This window comes from Leifsonia sp. McL0618 (genome assembly GCF_049994905.1).
In the GTDB taxonomy this organism is placed as follows: Bacteria; Actinomycetota; Actinomycetes; order Actinomycetales; family Microbacteriaceae; genus Diaminobutyricibacter.
This window is the reverse complement of record NZ_CP188258.1, coordinates 1667315-1685340: the sequence shown is the minus strand read 5'-3', so window position 1 is coordinate 1685340 and position 18026 is coordinate 1667315. Positions and strand designations below refer to the sequence as shown.

General features: G+C 68.8%; 17 protein-coding genes. 8 read left to right on the top strand and 9 right to left on the bottom strand.

Annotated elements, in window-relative coordinates; translation table 11 throughout:
• Positions 1–2 precede the first annotated feature (2 nt).
• Positions 3–3116 (bottom strand): ATP-dependent helicase, encoded by a 3114-nt coding sequence (locus ACPPVQ_RS08005; protein ID WP_426520379.1) that lies wholly within the window; start codon positions 3114–3116, stop codon positions 3–5.
• 108 nt (positions 3117–3224) lie between these two features.
• Between ACPPVQ_RS08005 and ACPPVQ_RS08000 the strand changes: the two genes are divergently transcribed.
• Together ACPPVQ_RS08000 and ACPPVQ_RS07995 are read left to right on the top strand one after the other, a co-directional pair.
• Positions 3225–3449, top strand: a complete 225-nt coding sequence (locus ACPPVQ_RS08000; protein ID WP_426520378.1) for a DUF3107 domain-containing protein — start codon at positions 3225–3227, stop codon at positions 3447–3449.
• Between the two features lie 14 nt (positions 3450–3463).
• Positions 3464–3772 (top strand): hypothetical protein, encoded by a 309-nt coding sequence (locus tag ACPPVQ_RS07995; protein ID WP_426520376.1) that lies wholly within the window; start codon positions 3464–3466, stop codon positions 3770–3772.
• 18 nt (positions 3773–3790) lie between these two features.
• Here the strand turns inward: ACPPVQ_RS07995 and ACPPVQ_RS07990 are convergent, their stop codons facing one another.
• Positions 3791–4507 (bottom strand): ferritin-like fold-containing protein, encoded by a 717-nt coding sequence (locus ACPPVQ_RS07990; protein WP_426520374.1) that lies wholly within the window; start codon positions 4505–4507, stop codon positions 3791–3793.
• A 175-nt stretch (positions 4508–4682) separates the two neighbouring features.
• Here ACPPVQ_RS07990 and ACPPVQ_RS07985 point away from each other — a divergent pair, with 175 nt between their 5' ends.
• Positions 4683–6152 (top strand): DEAD/DEAH box helicase, encoded by a 1470-nt coding sequence (locus ACPPVQ_RS07985; RefSeq protein ID WP_426520372.1) that lies wholly within the window; start codon positions 4683–4685, stop codon positions 6150–6152.
• 263 nt (positions 6153–6415) lie between these two features.
• Here ACPPVQ_RS07985 and ACPPVQ_RS07980 read toward each other — a convergent pair whose 3' ends face one another.
• Both ACPPVQ_RS07980 and ACPPVQ_RS07975 read right to left on the bottom strand, forming a co-directional pair.
• Positions 6416–7543 carry a hypothetical protein gene (locus tag ACPPVQ_RS07980; RefSeq protein WP_426520370.1) on the bottom strand — a complete coding sequence of 376 codons (1128 nt, stop codon included), beginning with the start codon at positions 7541–7543 and terminating at the stop codon, positions 6416–6418.
• 47 nt (positions 7544–7590) lie between these two features.
• Complete coding sequence (locus tag ACPPVQ_RS07975; RefSeq protein ID WP_426520368.1) at positions 7591–8463, bottom strand: PHP domain-containing protein; 873 nt, start codon at positions 8461–8463, stop codon at positions 7591–7593.
• A 67-nt stretch (positions 8464–8530) separates the two neighbouring features.
• Here ACPPVQ_RS07975 and ACPPVQ_RS07970 point away from each other — a divergent pair, with 67 nt between their 5' ends.
• Positions 8531–10045: an aminopeptidase P family protein gene (locus ACPPVQ_RS07970; RefSeq protein ID WP_426520366.1), complete on the top strand. Its 1515-nt coding sequence runs from the start codon at positions 8531–8533 to the stop codon at positions 10043–10045.
• A 108-nt stretch (positions 10046–10153) separates the two neighbouring features.
• On the opposite strand, the gene ACPPVQ_RS07965 is transcribed toward ACPPVQ_RS07970, so the two are convergent.
• Complete coding sequence (locus tag ACPPVQ_RS07965) at positions 10154–10774, bottom strand: general stress protein (RefSeq protein ID WP_426520364.1); 621 nt, start codon at positions 10772–10774, stop codon at positions 10154–10156.
• A gap of 57 nt (positions 10775–10831) precedes the next feature.
• Here ACPPVQ_RS07965 and ACPPVQ_RS07960 point away from each other — a divergent pair, with 57 nt between their 5' ends.
• From ACPPVQ_RS07960 to ACPPVQ_RS07950, 3 genes are read left to right on the top strand one after another with little or no spacing between them, the layout of a single operon-like run.
• Entirely contained in the window at positions 10832–12157 is a 1326-nt protein-coding gene (locus tag ACPPVQ_RS07960; RefSeq protein WP_426520362.1) for a magnesium transporter MgtE N-terminal domain-containing protein, read from the top strand.
• Complete coding sequence (locus tag ACPPVQ_RS07955) at positions 12144–12668, top strand: DUF1003 domain-containing protein (RefSeq protein ID WP_426520360.1); 525 nt, start codon at positions 12144–12146, stop codon at positions 12666–12668. Before ACPPVQ_RS07960 ends, ACPPVQ_RS07955 begins: the two co-directional genes overlap by 14 nt.
• Positions 12637–13815, top strand: a complete 1179-nt coding sequence (locus ACPPVQ_RS07950; RefSeq protein WP_426520358.1) for a P-loop NTPase — start codon at positions 12637–12639, stop codon at positions 13813–13815. Before ACPPVQ_RS07955 ends, ACPPVQ_RS07950 begins: the two co-directional genes overlap by 32 nt.
• Before the next feature lies 1 nt (position 13816).
• Here ACPPVQ_RS07950 and ACPPVQ_RS07945 read toward each other — a convergent pair whose 3' ends face one another.
• Genes ACPPVQ_RS07945 through ACPPVQ_RS07935 form a run of 3 tightly spaced genes read right to left on the bottom strand, consistent with a single transcriptional unit; the run spans position 13817 to position 17095 of the window.
• Complete coding sequence (locus ACPPVQ_RS07945; protein ID WP_426520356.1) at positions 13817–15328, bottom strand: pyridoxal phosphate-dependent decarboxylase family protein; 1512 nt, start codon at positions 15326–15328, stop codon at positions 13817–13819.
• Positions 15315–16694, bottom strand: coding sequence for an MFS transporter (locus ACPPVQ_RS07940; protein ID WP_426520354.1), 1380 nt, complete (start codon positions 16692–16694; stop codon positions 15315–15317). The genes ACPPVQ_RS07945 and ACPPVQ_RS07940 overlap by 14 nt, the downstream gene beginning before the upstream one ends.
• Before the next feature lie 44 nt (positions 16695–16738).
• Positions 16739–17095: a sec-independent translocase gene (locus ACPPVQ_RS07935; RefSeq protein ID WP_426520352.1), complete on the bottom strand. Its 357-nt coding sequence runs from the start codon at positions 17093–17095 to the stop codon at positions 16739–16741.
• An 82-nt stretch (positions 17096–17177) separates the two neighbouring features.
• Here ACPPVQ_RS07935 and ACPPVQ_RS07930 point away from each other — a divergent pair, with 82 nt between their 5' ends.
• Positions 17178–17810 (top strand): O-methyltransferase, encoded by a 633-nt coding sequence (locus ACPPVQ_RS07930; RefSeq protein ID WP_426520350.1) that lies wholly within the window; start codon positions 17178–17180, stop codon positions 17808–17810.
• Positions 17811–17836: 26 nt separating this feature from the next.
• Here the strand turns inward: ACPPVQ_RS07930 and ACPPVQ_RS07925 are convergent, their stop codons facing one another.
• Positions 17837–18010 carry a DUF3117 domain-containing protein gene (locus ACPPVQ_RS07925; protein ID WP_223695180.1) on the bottom strand — a complete coding sequence of 58 codons (174 nt, stop codon included), beginning with the start codon at positions 18008–18010 and terminating at the stop codon, positions 17837–17839.
• Positions 18011–18026 lie beyond the last annotated feature (16 nt).

Below are 18026 nucleotides of genomic sequence, written 5' to 3'. Positions count from 1 at the left end.
GGTCACGCGCTCACCGCCGGAACCAGGTGGATGCGGTACTCGAATCGTGCATGCGGGTCGCGTTCGTCGAGGTTCACCACGGCCAGGAACGTGTTCGCAGCCATGCCGTCGGCCGCTGCCGCCACGCGCTGCCGTATCCGGTCGAGCGCGTCCGCGTCCGGGGGCCCCTGGACGGCCTCACGGTACATGCTGCCGCGCACACCGGTCGCTATGTAGACGAGTTTGGCGCCGCCCGACGGCATCTCCGCCGCCTGTTCGAGCACCCCCTGATCATGCGCGAGCTGGTACGCACCGAGCTGGGCGTGCTCGGCGAGCTTCGCGGCGGTCGGCGCGGTCTTACCCGTCTTCAGGTCGACGATGACGATGGTCCCTTCAGGCGTTCGTTCGATGCGGTCGATCGTTCCGCTGACGATCGCCCTGCCGACGGGCAGTTCGAAGGAGCCCTCCGAGCCGAGCAGGGTGCCACCGCTGCGGTCGAAGTCGCGCAGGTATTCGGAGAGTCCGTCCGCGAGACGACGCGTGCGGCGTCTCTCCTTCTCTTCGAGCCACGGGGACTCGAACTGGAGTTCCGACCATCGGGCCTCGATGGCGGCCCAGATGTGTTCGACGCTCACGTCGCCGGAATCGTCGGTGCTGACCTGTTCCATGACGGCGTGCACCACCGTTCCGATGCCGGCGGCGAGGCCACTGGGCGACGACGCCATCGAATCGATGAACCAGGCGAGCGGCGATTTCTCGAACGTCTCGAGCCTCGACGGCGAAACCCTTACGTGCGCCTCCGGATCGGAGAGGTCGACCAGAGGCTCGTCCGTCGACGGTTCGAGGAGGCCGTACCACTCGGCCGGATCTGCTCCGGGGACCTCCGCTGCGGCGAGCCGGGCGAGCGCCTCGACGGCGTCGGGGGAACCGGTGGCCCCCGCGCGGCGGCGAAGCCGGCCGACCATCCCACGCAGGGAGAGCGGATGCGCCGAATCGTCCGTGTCGTCTTCGGCGAGCTCGCCGGCCAGCCGTAGCAGGGGCGACGGCTGCTCCTCGTCATTCGCGGTCGCAGTGAGGATGACCTGGCGTCGCGCCCGCGAGACCGCCAGTGCGAACATCCGCAGTTCGTCGCCCATCACCTGTGCCCGCTCGTCGACCGTCGTCGATTCGATGCCGGCGACGGCGTCGGCGAGCTTCTGCGGATGAAGTAGGGAGCCCCGGAGGCGCAGGTTCGGCCAGACGCTCTCCTGGAGGCCCGAGATCGCGACCACCTCGAACTCTGCCCCGATCGTCGCGCTCGGAGTTCCTACGAGCACAGCGTCCGAGGTGGTCTGGGCAGCGAGAGTGTCCTCCGGTACCTCGGCTCCCAGCAGCTCTTCGACGAAGACGGAAGCCGGGCTCTCCGGGTACCGTTCGACGAATCGTCTCGCCGCAGTGAACAGGGCGACGATGCCGTCGAGATGGCGGTTCGCCTCGTCGGCGACGATGCCGGTGCGCTCCGACTGCTCCAGCCAGCGCCGGGCGAGCCCGCTGCGCTCCCACGCGTGCCAGAGCAATTCCTCGATGGTGGCTCCCCCGGCTGCGCGTGTGCGTCCGCTGTCGATGGTCTCGGCGAGCCGCGATGCCCGCCGGGCCGGGGCGGAATCGATGGTGACGAAACGGCCGGGGGCGCCCAGCGCGTCGACCAGGAGCTCGTCGCCGGGCCTGGTGCCTCCTCCGGCGAGCTCCTCCTGGCGGAGGGCGAGCCGCAGTCGCCGCAGACTCACGCCGTCGAGCCCGCCGAACGGACCGACAAGCAGGTCGGTCGCCACCGTCGCGGTGAGTTCGATGGAGCCGAGTTCCACTCCGACGAGGCTGAGCAACTGCCGCGCGGCGAATTCGTCGCGCAGCGCGCGACCGGCCACGGATGTGCGTGTCGGGACCTCGGCGACGGCGAGCGCACGTGCGAGCGCCGGTACGAGCGCCCCCGAGCGCACCACGACGGCCATCTCGTTCCAGGGAACGCCGTCGAACAGGTGGTGCTCGCGCAGCCTCCGTGCCAGGCGCGCAGCCTCGGCCGGAGCCGAGTTCGCTTCGATCCGGACGATCGCGGGCATCTCCGCCTCCGGCCGACCCGGCCCGGCGAGGCGCTGGATGCCCGCCGCTGCGGTGCCGATACGCTCCGTGACCCGCGATGTGAGCTCGCGCAGGGCCGGCGTCTGGCGGTGCGCCGTGCCGAGCACAAGGCGCGCGGCAGCGACCCCGAGCGTCGCATCCAGCCGGCCGAGGGCCGACGGCTCTGCACCGCGGAACGTCGTCGACGCGACATCGGGGTCGCCGAAGGCGACGATCGCCACCCCGCGTGCCGCGAATGCCCGCAGCAGCGACAGCGTCGCGACCGTCGCCTCCTGCAGATCGTCGACCAGGATAAGGCGAAGCGGCTCGAGCGCGCTGCCCCCGGCGACGACGGAGACTGCCTCGGCCACGAGCTCGGCGGAGTCGACGAAGTTGCCACGATAGCTGTCGACGATTCGCTGGTACTCGAGGATGAACTCTGCGGCAGCCCGCCACTCGTCGCGCCCGGCCTCGGCAGCCAGCCGCACCAGCCGCTCCGGGCTCACCCCGTGCTCGACACACCGGGCCATGAGTTCGCGCAGCTCGGTGCGGAACCCGCGAAGCGTGCGGACATCGTCGACGAGTGGTTCCGGCCACGACGGTCCGGTGCCGTCTTCGAGGTGACCCGCGAGCAACTCGGCGATGATCTGGTCCTGCTCTCCGCCGGTGAGCAGCCGTGGCGGGTCGACCGCGGCCGCACGGGCCCGGTGGCCGACAAGCTGGAAGGCGAGCGAAGTCGCTGTGCGCGCGAGCGGTCCGTTCGTCGGCACGTCCAGGCGCAGGGCGATGCGATCCCGGAGCCGTGTCGCCGAGGTGCGGGATGCCGTGAGCGCCAGCACCTCGCTGGTCGCGTAGCCGCGGTCGAGAACGCGCTCGGCCAGGACTTCGACCAGGGTCGTGGTCTTTCCCGTTCCCGGAGCGCCGAGCACGGCGGCCGACTCACCGTCGTCGAGCGACAGCACCGCTGCCTGCGAATCATCGAGCTGGAGGTCGCCGATGCGTGTGCCCCGCGGGGCCAGGGATCGGAAACCTCGTGTCGCCATGTGCAGAACCGTACCGGCGTCCGCCGACAGAGAACGTGACGCAGCGCCGTTGGCCGAGTGTCGTAGTCTGAACTCACATCCGCCGGTCAGACTCGAAAGGCACCACACGTGGACATCCGCATCGGAATCCTCAACGCTCCTCGCGAACTCAACTTCGAGACGTCGCAGACGGCAGACGAGATCGCAGAGCAGGTCTCGGCCGCACTGACCAGTGGCACCGGCTTCCTGCGGCTCAGCGACGACAAGGGCAAGGTCTACCTGATCCCCACAGCGGGAATCGCGTATGTCGAGATCGGCACAGAAGAGTCGCGCCGCATCGGGTTCGTGGGCTGAGGCGCAGCAGAGCGATGGAGCTGCTTTTCATCACCCTCGCAGGCGCGGTCATCGGCCTCGCGGTGCGGTACCTCCTTCCCAACCGCCACACGCACGGGGCGGCGCTCATGCCCGCGATCGGCGTCATCGTGTCGGCTGCCTTCTGGGTCGGCCTCACCTGGGCCGGCCTGAAATGGGACGGCGGCTGGATCTGGGTCATCACCCTGCTCGGAACCGCGGCGATCACCGTGGTCACCGACCTGATCGTCGGCCGGGTTCGCACCACGCACGACGCGAAACTCCTCGCGACCCTGTCGAAGGCCTCCCCGATCCCCGCACGCTGACGACCGCGCGCCTCGCGCTCACGCGGTGAGGCCGAGTGCGTCCATCCGTCTGGTGTGTGCTGCGATCAGCTCGGTGAAGATGGGCTCTGTCCGCTCATCGTCGGTGCGCGCATTGCCCGACAGGTGAAGCGCCGACCGCGCCACAAGCAGGGTGTCGCCGACGAGACGTCTCCCCCACATCGCGAGTCGCGATGCGAGGTGCGGGTCGGCCGCGATCTCATCACGCAGGATGCGGACCACCTGGTCCTGCCCGGAGTCGAGGCCGAGGAGCTGGGCGGCACGGGGGCCGAAGTCCCCGGGCAGGCCCGCGGACAGGCGGATGAAGAAGTCGTCGAGCAGGCCTGCGGTGAGGTGAACGCCCAGAAGCGTCTCCTGCCAGTCGGCGCCGGTCGTGAGGACACTGAAACCGTCGATGGCGTCGGCGAAGGGCTGCATCGCGTAGGCGGGATCGTCGCCGCGCCGCCGGATCTCGGCGACGAGTCCCTGGTGTTTCGCCAGCGCGAACCCGGCCGCCTTGCCGATGCTCTCCTTCGCCTCGAGGTCTTGCACCTCGCCGACCACGCGCGAGAGGGTCTGGAACGCCTCGAGCTGCAGGTAGGCCGCCTGACCGAGGTACGGCAGGAGCTCCGGCGCGATTTCGTGGAGATCGACGCGCGTCGCAGGCGGCTGTTCCGACCGCGGCTTGAGCCGGGGGAGCTCGACCAGCGGCCGGCGACGCGAGAACCAGGTTGACACGTACGCAAGTGTAGCGATGGCGGATGCGCGTGGCCGGGCGAGCGGGCGCGTCCCCTTAACGCCGTCTGTACAGGAGCATCAACTAGGCTGTGAATGCCGTCGGCATGGGATCGACGGCCCTACGCCTGCGAAAAGACGGCGTAGACCTCGTGAACAAACCGACAGGCATCAATTCGTGACTTTCTCCGAACTCAAGGTCGACCAGGACATGGTCGACGCACTGGCAGCGAAGGGGATCGTCGAACCGTTCCCCATCCAGGCCCAGACCATCCCCCTCGCCCTCGACGGGCAGGACATCATCGGCCAGGCAAAGACCGGAACCGGCAAGACGTTCGGCTTCGGCCTCCCCGTCATCCAGCGCCTCGGGCTCAACCCCGCGCCGGGCGTCCAGGCTCTCATCGTCGTCCCCACCCGTGAACTCTGCGTCCAGGTCTTCGAAGACCTGTCGCAGGCGGCGGCCAACCGCTCGACCGACGTCGTGGCCATCTACGGCGGCAAGGCCTACGAAGGCCAGATCGAACAGATCAAGTCGGGCGCGCAGATCGTCGTCGGCACGCCGGGCCGCCTCCTCGACCTCGCGAGCCAGCGCCTGCTCAACCTCGGCAATGTGCGTGAAATGGTGCTCGACGAGGCCGACAAGATGCTCGACCTCGGCTTCCTCGCCGACATCGAGAAGCTGTTCGCCCAGACGCCGGCCACCCGCCACACCATGCTGTTCTCCGCGACGATGCCGGGGCCGATCGTCGCCCTCGCTCGCCGCTTCATGACGCGGCCCATCCACATCCGGGCGACCGACCCCGACGAGGGCCAGGTCCAGGCGAACATCAAGCACCTCATCTACCGCGCGCACGCGCTCGACAAAGACGAGGTGGTTGCGCGCATCCTCCAGGCCGAGGGCCGTGGCAAGACGGTCGTCTTCACCCGCACCAAGCGTGCGGCCGCGAAGCTGGTCGAGGAGCTGGGTGATCGCGGCTTCAACGCTGCCGCCGTACACGGCGATCTCAACCAGGAGCAGCGCGAGCGGGCGATGGCCGCATTCAAGGCGGGCAAGAAGGACATCCTGATCGCCACCGACGTCGCCGCCCGCGGAATCGATGTCGACGACGTGACACACGTCATCAACCACACCATTCCCGAAGACGAGAAGACCTACCTCCACCGTGCCGGGCGCACCGGTCGTGCCGGCAAGACCGGTATCGCAGTGACCTTCGTCGACTGGGACGACCTGCACAAGTGGGCGCTCATCAACCGGGCGCTCGAGTTCGGCCAGCCGGAGCCGGTCGAGACCTACTCGTCGTCGCCCCATCTCTATTCCGACCTCGACATCCCGCATGGGGCGAAGGGCCGCCTGAAGTCGACCCCTCCCGTCAAGACCGAGGCATCCGGAGCGCGGGGACCCCGCGAATCGCAGGGCGCCCGGGCCGAAGGCGGAGAGAACCGCAACCGCTCGCGTTCGCGGACTCGCGGCGGTCGCCCCGCATCCGCAGCACCGGCGCACGACGGCCAGCCGTCAAGCGAGCACGCGGCGTCGGGGACGCATGACGGCGGCGGTACCGAGCACCACGACGGCAACAGCGCCCCGCGCCGCCGGAGCCGTACGCGTCGCCGTAGCGGCGGGGCTGCCGCCGCGACACCCGCCAGCTAGCACGACCGGGGCGGTCGGGGCCGAGATCTGGCGGCGACGGGCTCATTGACGCGTCTATGAGTTCGTCGGCGCGCGACGTCGTCGAGCCCGCAATGAGCTTGCTCGCCAATTACTTGCTCGCGAATTACCCATTAGTTGCTCGCCAATTAATTGGCAAGCAACTCACCTGGGTTCAGGGCGATTGGTGGCCAATGTTTTGGCGACCAATCGGCCATGCGGGGCGGCGACCAATCGCTGGCCGTGCGGGCCGGCCGGCGACCGGCTCAGTACCAGTTGTAGCCGACCTCGTGGTTCCAGGCGCCGCACGGTGAGCCGTACGCGCGGGAGATGTAGGAGAGACCCCAGTTGATCTGGGTGCGCGCGTTCGACTGCCAGTCCGGCCCCGCCGTCGCCATCTTGCTCGCGGGAAGCGACTGCGGAATGCCGTACGCTCCGCTCGATGTGTTGTAGGCATCGGCCCTCCATCCGGACTCCTGGTTCCAGAGCCGCACCAGGCAGGACATCTGGTCGCCTCCCCAGCCGTATGAGGGCAGGACACTCTGGGCGTAAGCCTGCGCGCCCGCGGGATCCACGACGACCCCGCCCAGCGGTGGTGCGAATCCGTTCGCCCCGCCCTGGCTCGCGGCCTGTTGCGCGAGGGCTGCGGCAGCCGCGACGCCTTCTGCATATTTCTGTTCTACTTTCGCGGTCGTACGCTTGAGCGACGCAAGTTGCGCGTACATCACGGTCGCACGCGTCCGCTCGGTTGCGAGGGCACCATTTGCCGCACGCTGTGCCGCCTGTGCCGCGGCGAGCGCCTTCTGCGCCTGGAGAGCCAGCGACGTCCGGGCCGACTCCGCCGACTTCGCATCGGCGCTGAGTGATGCGGCGAGATTCTGCTGCTGTGTCGCTTTCGCGAAGAGGTCCCCTGCACGCGCCGTCAGGCTCGCCATCGCTCCGAGCTGGTAGAGCAGGTCGGGCGCGCCGGCCGACCTGGATCCGTCGAGAAAGAGATGCACCGTGAGGTCTGCTCCGCTCGTCCGGGACAACTGCTCGGTGAGTGCCCCGCTCTCGGTCTTGAGCGAGCGGGCGGCCGCGGTTGCCGCGCCGGCGTTCCTGGCGAGCAGGGCCGCCTTCTCGGTCGCGGCCGCGAGGTCCGCCTCAGCCTGGGCATACTGGGCCGCACGCCGGATCGCTAGGTCGGCGGCCGCATTTGCCGCCTGCTGCAGCTGGCCGAGCACGGAGTTGATCTTCGTGACCTCCGCCTGCGTTGCTGCCTGGCTCGCCTTCGCCGCCTGCACATCACCCCAGGACGGGTAGCTCGGGTCTGCGACGGCCGCCGGAACAGCACCGCCGGCCGCCAGGAGCGCAGCAACGACCAAGGCGACCGCAACCCGGGATCGTACCCTCACCTGCATCCTCCGCTCGCTCGTGCCTCGTTCAGGCTACGACGCGAATGTCAGCTGGCATAGAAAGGCGCCGCGCCTGTCGCTTGTTCGATGATGAGATCGAGAACGCGCGGGTCCGTGGTGTTCTCTCCGAAACGGTTCGGTTTGCCGGAGCCGTGATAGTCGCTCGAACCGGTGATCTGCAGACCGAACTGGGCCGCGAGTTCGTGCAGTCGCGCCCTGCCGTCAGCGGTGTTCTCGCGATGATCGATCTCGAGCCCGAAGAGGCCGGCATCCACCAGACGGGCGAGCCGGTCCGTCGGGATGACCCGGCCACGGCCCCGCGTGCCCGGATGCGCGAGCACCGGCACGCCCCCAGCCTCGCGGATGAGACGCACGCCGGTCAGCGGGTCGGGGGCGTAATGCGGCTGGTAGTAGCCCGCGCGCCAGTGGAGGATCCCGGCGAACGCGGCGCTGCGGTCGGGTGCGAGCCCGCGGGCGACGAGCGCGTCGGCGATATGCGGCCGCCCGACCGTGGCCCCTTCCGTCGTCTGTGCGACGACATCCGCCCAGGTGATGTCGTAGTCCTCGGAGATCCGCTGCACCATCTCCTCCGCGCGGCGCAGGCGCCCGGCCCGGATCCGCTCGGTCTCCGCGGCGAGAGCGGCATTGAGTGGATCGGGCAGGTAGCCGAGCATGTGCACGCTCGCGAATTCGATACGGGTGCTGAGTTCCATGCCCGGGATGAGCGTGACCCCGGCCTCGGGGACAGCGGATGCCGCATCCGACCAGCCCGCCGTGGAGTCGTGGTCGGTGAGTGCGACGGTTCCCAGGCCCGCCGCGGCGGCCGCGCGCACCAGTTCGGCGGGCGTCTCGGTTCCGTCGGAGACGCTCGAATGCGTGTGGAGGTCGATGGGACCACGGAAGCGTCGCTCATCACCCATGGGTTCATCGTACGGGGCGTGGACGGGGCCGCCGCGGAGTCGCCGCCGTCGGTGAAAGAATGGAGGCATGTCGTCACACACCGAATCGTCCCAGCAGACCGCGCCCAGCGAGCCGAAGCCCCGCGCAACCTCGAATCGTTCGACGACGCCGGGATCCGACGGGTTCAAGGAGTACATCGGCAGCGGGTGGGCGGATCGTCCGGATGTTCTCCCCGGCGCCCGTGAGCAGGCCGCGTTCGCCGCCGAGCGCCGCACCCGCGTCTCGCGACTCCACCCCGGCAAGCGCATCGTCATCCCCGCCGGCCGGCTGAAGCAGCGCTCGAACGACACCGACTTCGCCTTCAGGGGGCATTCCGCGTTCGCCCATCTCACCGGGTGGGGTTCCGATTCGGAGCCGGGAGCCGTTCTGGTGCTCGAGCCGACGGCCGACGGCCACGAGGCGACCCTCTATTTCCGTGAGCGGGCCGGGCGGGATTCGGACGAGTTCTATGCCAACCCCGAGATCGGCGAGTTCTGGATCGGCCCGCGACCGTCGCTCGCGCAGGTCGCGAGCGATCTCGCCCTGCCGACGCGCGGCATCGCCGACCTGGCCGCCGTCATCGATTCGACCGACGAGAACACCCTGGTCGTGCGCGAAGCCGATCCAGCGCTCACCGACCAGATCGACGGTCTTCGCCTGCTCAACCTCGACGATCGCATCGCGGATGTCGAGGCGCACGAAGGCGATGACGAACTCGCACGTGACCTGTCCGAACTGCGGCTCGTGAAGGACTCCTACGAGGTCGGCGAACTGCGCGCCGCCGTCGCAGCAACTGCGCGTGGTTTCGACGATGTCATCGCCGACCTGCCGCGGATCACCGCGCACCGTCGGGGAGAACGCCTCGTAGAGGGTGTGTTCAACGGCCGCGCACGCGCAGACGGCAACGCGGTCGGCTATGACACCATCGCGGCGAGCGGGCCACACGCGTGCATCCTGCACTGGACCCGCAACGACGGGCCTGTCGTGCCGGGCGACCTGATCCTGCTCGACGCCGGCGTCGAAGTCGACAGCTACTACACCGCCGATATCACCCGCACGCTCCCCATCGGCGGGCGGTTCACCGAAACCCAGCGCCTGGTCTACGAGACGGTGCGCGAAGCGGCGGATGCGGCGTTCGCCATCGTGCGGCCCGGCATCAGGTTCCGCGAGATCCACCAGACGGCGATGGCCGTCATCGCCCGGCGGACCGCCGAGTGGGGGCTCCTCCCGGTCTCGGCCGAAGAAGCCCTCGAGGCCGACAACCAGCACCACCGCCGCTACATGGTGCACGGCACGAGCCACCATCTCGGTCTCGACGTGCACGACTGCGCCCAGGCGCGGCGCGACCTCTACCTCGACGGTGTGCTCGAGGCCGGCATGGTGTTCACCATCGAGCCCGGCCTCTACTTCCAGCCGGACGACCTGACCGTCCCGGAGCACTTCCGTGGCATCGGCGTGCGCATCGAAGACAACATCCTCGTGACCGCGGACGGCGCCGAGAACCTGTCGATCGCGATCCCGCGTACGGCGGATGACGTCGAAGCCTGGGTGCAGGGCGCGTAGAGCGTCGTCGGCTCAGCGCGTCGTCGGCTCAGCGCGTCGTCGGCTCAGCGCGTCGTCGGCTCAGCGCGTCGTCGGCTCAGCGCGTCGTCGACCTGGCCGCTCCGGCGGCTAGAGTGCGGGCGGCGGATCCGACGGATGCGGCGGCTCGGCGTCCCCAGTCGGCTCCGGTGACGTCGGCGTCGCCGGTGGCGGATCCGACGGGTGCTGCGCCGCCGGGAAAGGCTCCGGGGCCGGCTCGGGGTGGATGCCGCCGGCGATCAGGTTGCGCGCGCGATTGACGAGGTCGGGGTCGACGAGCACGGAGTAGCTCGTCGCGATCACCTGTGCGACCGACGTGTAGTCGCGCCTGCGGCGGTTCACGGCATACGAGACAACACCGAAGAGGGTGCCGAAGCCGGCTCCGATCAGCACAGCGGCCACGACGAACGCGTAGCTGGTGGCCGGGTTGAAGATCACGAGAAGCAGCCCGATGAAGATGCCGAACCATGCCCCGGATGCGGCGCCTGCGATCGCGACGCGGCCCCAGCTCAGCTTGCCGGTCACCCGCTCGACGCTCTTCAGGTCGCTCCCGATGATCGAGAGTTTGGCCACCGGGAAGTCGGCGCGGGCGAGCACGTCGACGGCCTGCTGGGCCTCCGGATAGGTCTCATAGGTCGCAATGACCTCACCGCGTGGCAGGGTCGGGAAAACGACTCTGTTGCGGCCGCCGAACGGGCTCTGGTTACTCACTAGACCATTCTTTCACCCAGCGCCGTTCCCCGGCTTTGAGGGCATAAGTTATTACCTGTGAGTGCCTCCAGAGTTTTCGTCGCCCGCCTCGCCGGGTGCACTGTCTTCGACCCGGCGGGCGACCGCGTGGGCAAGGTGCGCGACGTCCTGGTGGTCTACCGCAAGAGCGATCCGCCACGCGTCGTCGGACTGATCGTCGAGATCCCCGGCAAACGCAGGGTTTTCGTCTCGATCGGCCGCGTGACCAGTATCGGCAGCGGCCAGATCATCACGACCGGACTGATCAACGTGCGTCGTTTCGAGCAGCGCGGAGGCGAAGTCCGTGTGATCGCCGAGATGCTCGGCCGCCGTGTCGTGTTCGCGGACGGATCGGGCGAGGCGACCATCGAGGATGTCGCCATCCAGAGTTCCGGTCAGGGCGAATGGGCGATCGAGCAGCTTTTCGTCCGTCGACCGAAGACGGGATCGTCGCCTTTCGGCAAGGGCCCGACCGCTTTCGTCTCCTGGTCTGAGGTTCTCGAAAAGGCGAGCGCCGGCCAGGCGCAGTCCGCCGAGCAGCTCATCGCGACCTATTCGGAGCTGAAGCCGGCCGACCTCGCCAATACCCTGCTCGACCTTCCGCAGCAGCGCATGCTCGAGGTCGCGGAGGAGCTGCCGGACGACCGTCTCGCCGACGTGCTGGAAGAGATGCCCGAGAGCGAGCAGGTGCAGATCCTCGGCCAGCTCGACGACGACCGCGCCGCCGACGTGCTCGACCAGATGGAACCGGACGACGCCGCAGACCTGATCGCCCAGCTGTCCGACGAGCGCGGTGAGCACCTTCTCGAGCTGATGCAGCCGGAGGAGGCCGACGACGTGCGCATGCTCCTCAACTACGCGCCGGACACCGCCGGCGGCCTGATGACCACCGAACCCATCATCGTCTCGGCGGATGCCACGGTCGCCGAGGGCCTCGCCCTCATCCGCCGCCACGAGCTGGCACCTGCCCTGGGCGCCGCAGTGTGCGTGACGCTTCCTCCGTATGAGCCGCCCACGGGCCGCTTCCTCGGAATGGTGCACTTCCAGCGGATGCTCCGCTACCCGCCCCACGTGCGCCTCGGCACGCTGCTCGACCCGAGCCTCGAACCGGTGACCGCGGACACCTCTGCGGCAGAGGTGTCGCGGATCCTGGCGAGCTACAACCTCGTCTCGGTTCCGGTCGTGGACGAGAACTATCGCCTGGTCGGGGTGGTGACCATTGACGACATCCTCGACTTCCTGCTCCCCGACGACTGGCGAAGTCGCGACGACGAAGACGACGTGCTGAAACGCCCGGCGCCGTCGGACAGCACGGGCAGTATCCCCATCGCGAACGGAAGGAGGGTCGGAAATGGCACGAGCTAGCCGGTCGGACATCCGCCTGGACGCACCCAAGGGGCTGCGAACGACAGTCCTCCCCCGCCGGAGCGCGAGCGACAGCGACCGGTTCGGTCGCTTCACCGAGTGGATCGCCCGCAATATGGGCACGCCGTGGTTCATCGTCGGCCTGACGATCTTCGTCCTCTTCTGGATGGCGTGGAACATCTTCGCGCCCTCCGCGCTGCGTTTCGACTCCGCCGCCCTCGGGTTCATTGCGCTCACCCTCGTGCTCTCGCTCCAGGCGTCGTATGCCGCGCCGCTCATCCTGCTCGCCCAGAACCGGCAGGACGACCGCGACAGGGTGCAGATCGAGCAGGACCGGCAGCGCGCTGAGCGCAATCTGGCCGACACCGAATACCTGGCCCGCGAGGTCGTCGCGCTCCGCCTCGCCGTCAGGGACATGGCGACGAAGGATTTCATCCGCGCCGAGCTCCGCGCCCTGCTCGAAGACCTGGACAGCCGCGATGGTGCGGAAGCCGAGCAGTCCGGTGCCTGACGGCGATGCAGGCCTCGCGGATGCGGTGCACTCGGCGCTCGCCCGGGTGCTCGACCCCGAGATCCGCCGGCCCATCACCGAACTGGACATGGTCGGCGCCGTCTCGGTCGACGCCGCGGGCACGGCCAGGGTCGCCATCAAGCTGACGATCGTCGGATGCCCGGCTGCAGACACCATCGAACGCGACGTGCGCGCCGCCACGGCCTCCGTTCCCGGTGTCACGGATGTCGTCGTGGATGTCTCGGTGATGACCCCGGAGGAACGTCGAGCGCTGACCGAACGGCTCCGCGGATCGCGAGCGACACGGCGCCCCCAGTTCGGACCGGAGTCACTGACCCAGATCTACGCGGTGACGAGCGGCAAGGGCGGCGTCGGCAAGTCGACCGTCACCGCGAATCTCGCCGTCGCGCTCGCCCAGCGCGGCCTTGCGGTCGGCATCCTCGACGCCGATGTGTACGGGTTCTCGATCCCGGGTATCCTCGGGCTCGTCGACGCATCCGGGTCGGCGCCGCGGCCCACCCGGGTCGACGACATGATCCTGCCGCCGGTGGCGCACGACGTGAAGGTCATCTCCATCGGGATGTTCGTCGATTCGCCGTCAGCGGCTGTCGCGTGGCGGGGGCCGATGCTCCATCGCACCATCCAGCAGTTCCTCACCGACGTGTTCTGGGGGGACCTCGATGTACTGCTGCTCGACCTTCCGCCGGGAACCGGCGACGTCGCCATCACCGTGGGCCAGCTGCTCTCCCACGCCGATGTCGTCGTGGTGACGACTCCCCAGCCCGCTGCGGCCGATGTGGCAGAGCGCAGCGGAACGGTGGCCCGCCAGACCGGACAGCGCGTCATCGGCGTGATCGAGAACATGGCGGGACTCGCCCAGCCTGACGGCACGATCCTCGACGTGTTCGGCAGCGGCGGTGGCGCCGAAGTCGCGGCGCGGCTTTCGGCCGGCCAGGATGAGCCGGTTCCCTTGCTCGCGTCCATCCCGCTGAGCGTCGCGCTGCGATCCGGTGGCGACGCAGGAGTCCCGATCGTGCTCAGCGACCCCGACGACCCGGCCGCGGTGGCGATCGGCCAGGTTGCCGCTCGTCTCGCCACGCGCGGGCGCGCGCTCGCCGGTCGGCGCCTGAACGTCACCCTCTCCTGACTCAGCGCGGCTCGACGATCCGGGCCAGCAGCTCGATGAGCAGGCGCTCGGTCAGTGGGTGCGGCAGGGCCTCGATCAGGGCGAGGAAGGGCGCCATCCGTTCGGGAAGCCGCGCACTCGCCGCGCCGTGCCCGCGCTCCACACCGACGAGTCCGATCTGCTTGAGCACCTGGAGCGCGCCGTCCGAGTCGAGCGTGGCTGTGCCTGCGGATGCCGCCGCGACCAGTTCCGCGGGAAGCGCTGCCAGCAGGTCGGCTGCGGCGACCGCGGGGACCCCGCGAACCTCCGCAGCGGATGCGCGAAGCACCGCCTCGAGCTCATCGATCCGTTCCTCGGTCACCGGCGTCACCGTGAGGTGCGTGGTGTGCGGGAGGTGCGAATCGTCGGGCTGCACCAGCCCTGGCTGGAGCTGCAGCAGCCATCCTCTCGCCCTGGCCTGGTCGGCCCAGTGGTGGGGATCGACCTGGGAGGCCGCGGGAACGGACGTGTCGGTCGCCACCGCCAGCAGCGGTCCGACCGGCTCGCCGACGACGCGGAGCCCTTCTATGTCGCCGATGACATCGACCAGGGCACGCGTCGCGCGCAGGCAGGACTGCGCGAGTTCACCGAAACCGTCTGTGCCGAGCGCCTCGACGATGGCCCAGGATGCGGCGAGCGCGCCCGCCGACTTCGAGCCCAGGATCGTCGGGTTCACGACCGGATAGCCAGGCCACGTCGTCGTCGCGAAATATTGCAGGCGCTGGCGGTCACGGTCGCGGTTCAGCAGGACGCTCGCTCCCTTGGGCGCGTAGCCGAACTTGTGCAGGTCTGCGGAGATACTCGTCACACCGCGCACCGTGAAGTCCCAGGCCGGAACCGGAGCGCCGTCGGCCATGCGCCAGAACGGAAGGATGAGTCCTCCGATGCAGGCGTCGACGTGACAGGCGATGCCGGCGTCGTCGCACAAGGCGGCGACCTCCGCAATCGGATCGAGCGAGGCGAACGGGTACGACGGCGCCGACACGACGACGAGTGCGACGTCGGGACCCAGCCGCTCGGCGAGGCGGCCCGCGTCGACGCGCCCGGTCTCCACATCCACCGGTACCAGGTCGAGCACGAGGTCGAAGTAGTGGGCTGCCTTCTGGAACGCGGCATGCACGGTCGTGGGCGCGACAAGCCGGGCCCGGCCCTTGCCGCCGTCGGCCCGCCAGGCATCCCTGGCCGTCTTCACCGCGAGCAGGCACGACTCGGTTCCGCCCGTCGTGACCGATCCGACCACGTCATCGTTGCCGCGCAGAAGGCCGCGGGCGAACGCGATGACCTCGCGCTCCATGACGGCAACCGAGGTGAATGTCGTCGGATCGAGTCCGTTGACCGGCTGCACCATCCGGATGGCGTCCGCTGCCAGCAGGTCGATCTCCGGCACGCCGGAGTCGTAGACATAGGAGAGGACACGTCCGCCGTGCGTCGGGGCGTCCTCCTCACGCAGGGCTGCGAGCCGCCCCAGGATCTCGGCTGCGTCAAAGTGCACCATCGATGTCCTCCTTGCGAAGTCGGTACCGTCCCAGAGGGATCAGGCTGAAGGCGACGACCGCCGCGGGAACGACGCTGAAGCTCAGCACGATCCCTACGATCGCACTGGCCGGCTGGGTCTCGCCCGTGGTGGCCGCGACCGTCGCGGTGTGCGCGACATAGCCGGTCAGAGCGAGCACGACCGTCAGCACAGTCGCGCCCAGGGCCATCCCCGTGGTCTCCCCCGCCGTCCACATGCCGCCGAAGGTTCCCGCTCGGCCAGGTCCGTTGCGCTTCGCGTCGTGCGAGATCACGTCGGGCAGCATCGCCATCGGGAGCGACTGCATGCCGGCGTAGCCCGCGCCGACGAGCGCGACCGGAAGGTAGACCCAGGTGCCTGGCACCCAGATCAGTATCACCATCGAGAGTGCGGCGACCCCGAACAGGATGCTCGCGGCCGTGAACCCGCGCTCCTTGCCGATCCGCCGCGAGATGACCGCCCAGAGCGGCGTCACGACGAGGGCGGGGCCGATGAGAGCCACAAAGAGGAACGTGACGGCGTCTTCAGAATGCAGAACCCAGGTGGCGACATAGTTCGCCCCGGCGAGCATGGCGCCGGTCGCGAGCCCCTGGAGCAGGAACGTCAGCAAAAGGACGCGGAACGGCTGGCTCTCGCGCAGGGCGCCGATCCCCTGGGAATAGTTGGTGCGGATGGTGGTGAGGACACCGACCTTGCGCTCGCCGGCAATCGGCGACGGCTCGCCTGTGGGCGCGACAAAGCTCGACACCAGCATGCCGCCACCGATGACAAGCCCGGCGACGACCGCCATGAGCAGGTAGCCTGCATGCTTGTCGGCGCCGCCGAGCGCGCGCAGAGCAGGGCCTCCCGCGCCGAAGAGCAGGATCGCGAAGGTCAGTACGACGACGCGCCAGGTCAGCAGCCGCGTGCGCTGGTCGTACCCCGACGCGAGCTCAGCGGGCAGAGCGATGTATGGCACCTGGAACAGACTGAACGACGTCGCCGTGAGCAGGAAGGCGACCATCACCCACACTGCGGCAGGCACGGCCGCGACGCCGGCCGGCACCGCAAACGTCACGATGAAGAACAGGGGAAGGGTGACGGCACCGAGGATCATCATTCCCCGACGCGTGCCACTGTGCACGAGCAGCCGGTCGCTGCGCGATCCGATCACGGGATCGATCACGACGTCCCAGACTTTGGCCAGCGTCACGACGAGGCCGGCTGCGATCGCGGCTACCCCGAGCGTGTCGGTCAGGTAGTAGACGAGGACCAGACCAGGCAGGGTCGCAAAGCCGCCGGTGCCGAGCGAACCGATGGCGTAACGCGCGATCGTACGCCGATCGAGCAACTGCTCTGTTGCAATCATTCGAGAATGATAGCGCCGGAAGACCCCGATTTGACCGGGAGAGGTCAGGTGGCCTCGGTGTCGAACGGCGGGACCGATCCGACCTGCAGCTTGCGCTGCCGCTGCGCGTAAGCCGACTCCGTCACCGGCTTGATGGCGGGAGCCGGTTCGTCGTCGAGAAGGGCCTCGCGGATGATCCGCCTCGGGTCGTACTGACGGGGGTCGAGCTTCTTCCAGTCGACCTCTTCGAACTCCGGGCCCATCTCTTCGCGCATGCGGTCCTTGGCCCCGTTCGCCATGTCGCGCAGCGTTCGGGTGAACTGGCCGAGCTTGGCCGCATACGTCGGGAGGCGCTCGGGGCCGAGCAGGAAGACAGCGATCACCCCGATGATGAGCAACTTCTCGAAGGTCAATCCGAACACCAGATCAGACTAACGCGTGCGGCCTGCACGAATGCTGCCAGTGCGAGCCGTATTCTGGTGCCGGTAGACCCCTGGGAGCGCTGTGTCAGACAAAGAATCGAACTGGAAATTCGCCGACGAGATCGTCGTCGAGCATGAGGTCATCGCGCGGGCGCGCCAGCAGTCCCTCGAACTGGGGATCGACCCGATCGCGCCGTCCGTCGGCGCGCAGGCCGCCGTCGTCGTCGCGGCCACCGATGCCTCGAGCATCGTCGAGATCGGAACAGGCGTCGGAGTCTCCGGTCTCTGGCTGCTGACCGGTGGAACGCACGCGACGCTGACCTCGATCGACTCGGAACTCGACCACCAGCAGCATGCCCGCACGTTCTTCACCGAAGCGGGCATCCAGTCGAATCGGGTCCGGTTGATCACCGGTCGCGCCCTCGACGTGCTGCCCCGGATGAACGAGAACTCCTACGACATCGTCTTCATCGACGCGGACCCGCAGTCGGTCATCGAATACGTCGAGCACGGGCTGCGTCTCGCACGCCCCGGAGGAACCGTTCTCGTCGCGCACGCTCTCTGGAAGGGACGCGTGTCCGACCCGGCACAACGGGATGAGCTCGCCACCGGATTCCGCACCCTCGTCACCGAGACCGCAGCATCCGGAGCCGTCGTCAGCGCACTCTCACCGGTCGGTGACGGTCTGCTCCAGATCACCAAGCTGAGCGAATAGGGGCCCCCTTTCGGGAGCCCCTATCGTCAGGACGGTGTGACTACGCTCGCGAGCGCGTCGTGAAGCTCCTTGGCTTCCGCGTCGTTGACTGAGACGACAAGACGGCCGCCACCCTCGAGCGGAACACGCACGATGATGAGCCGACCCTCCTTTACAGCCTCCATTGGCCCGTCTCCGGTCCTCGGCTTCATGGCCGCCATGCAGCTCCCCTTTCGT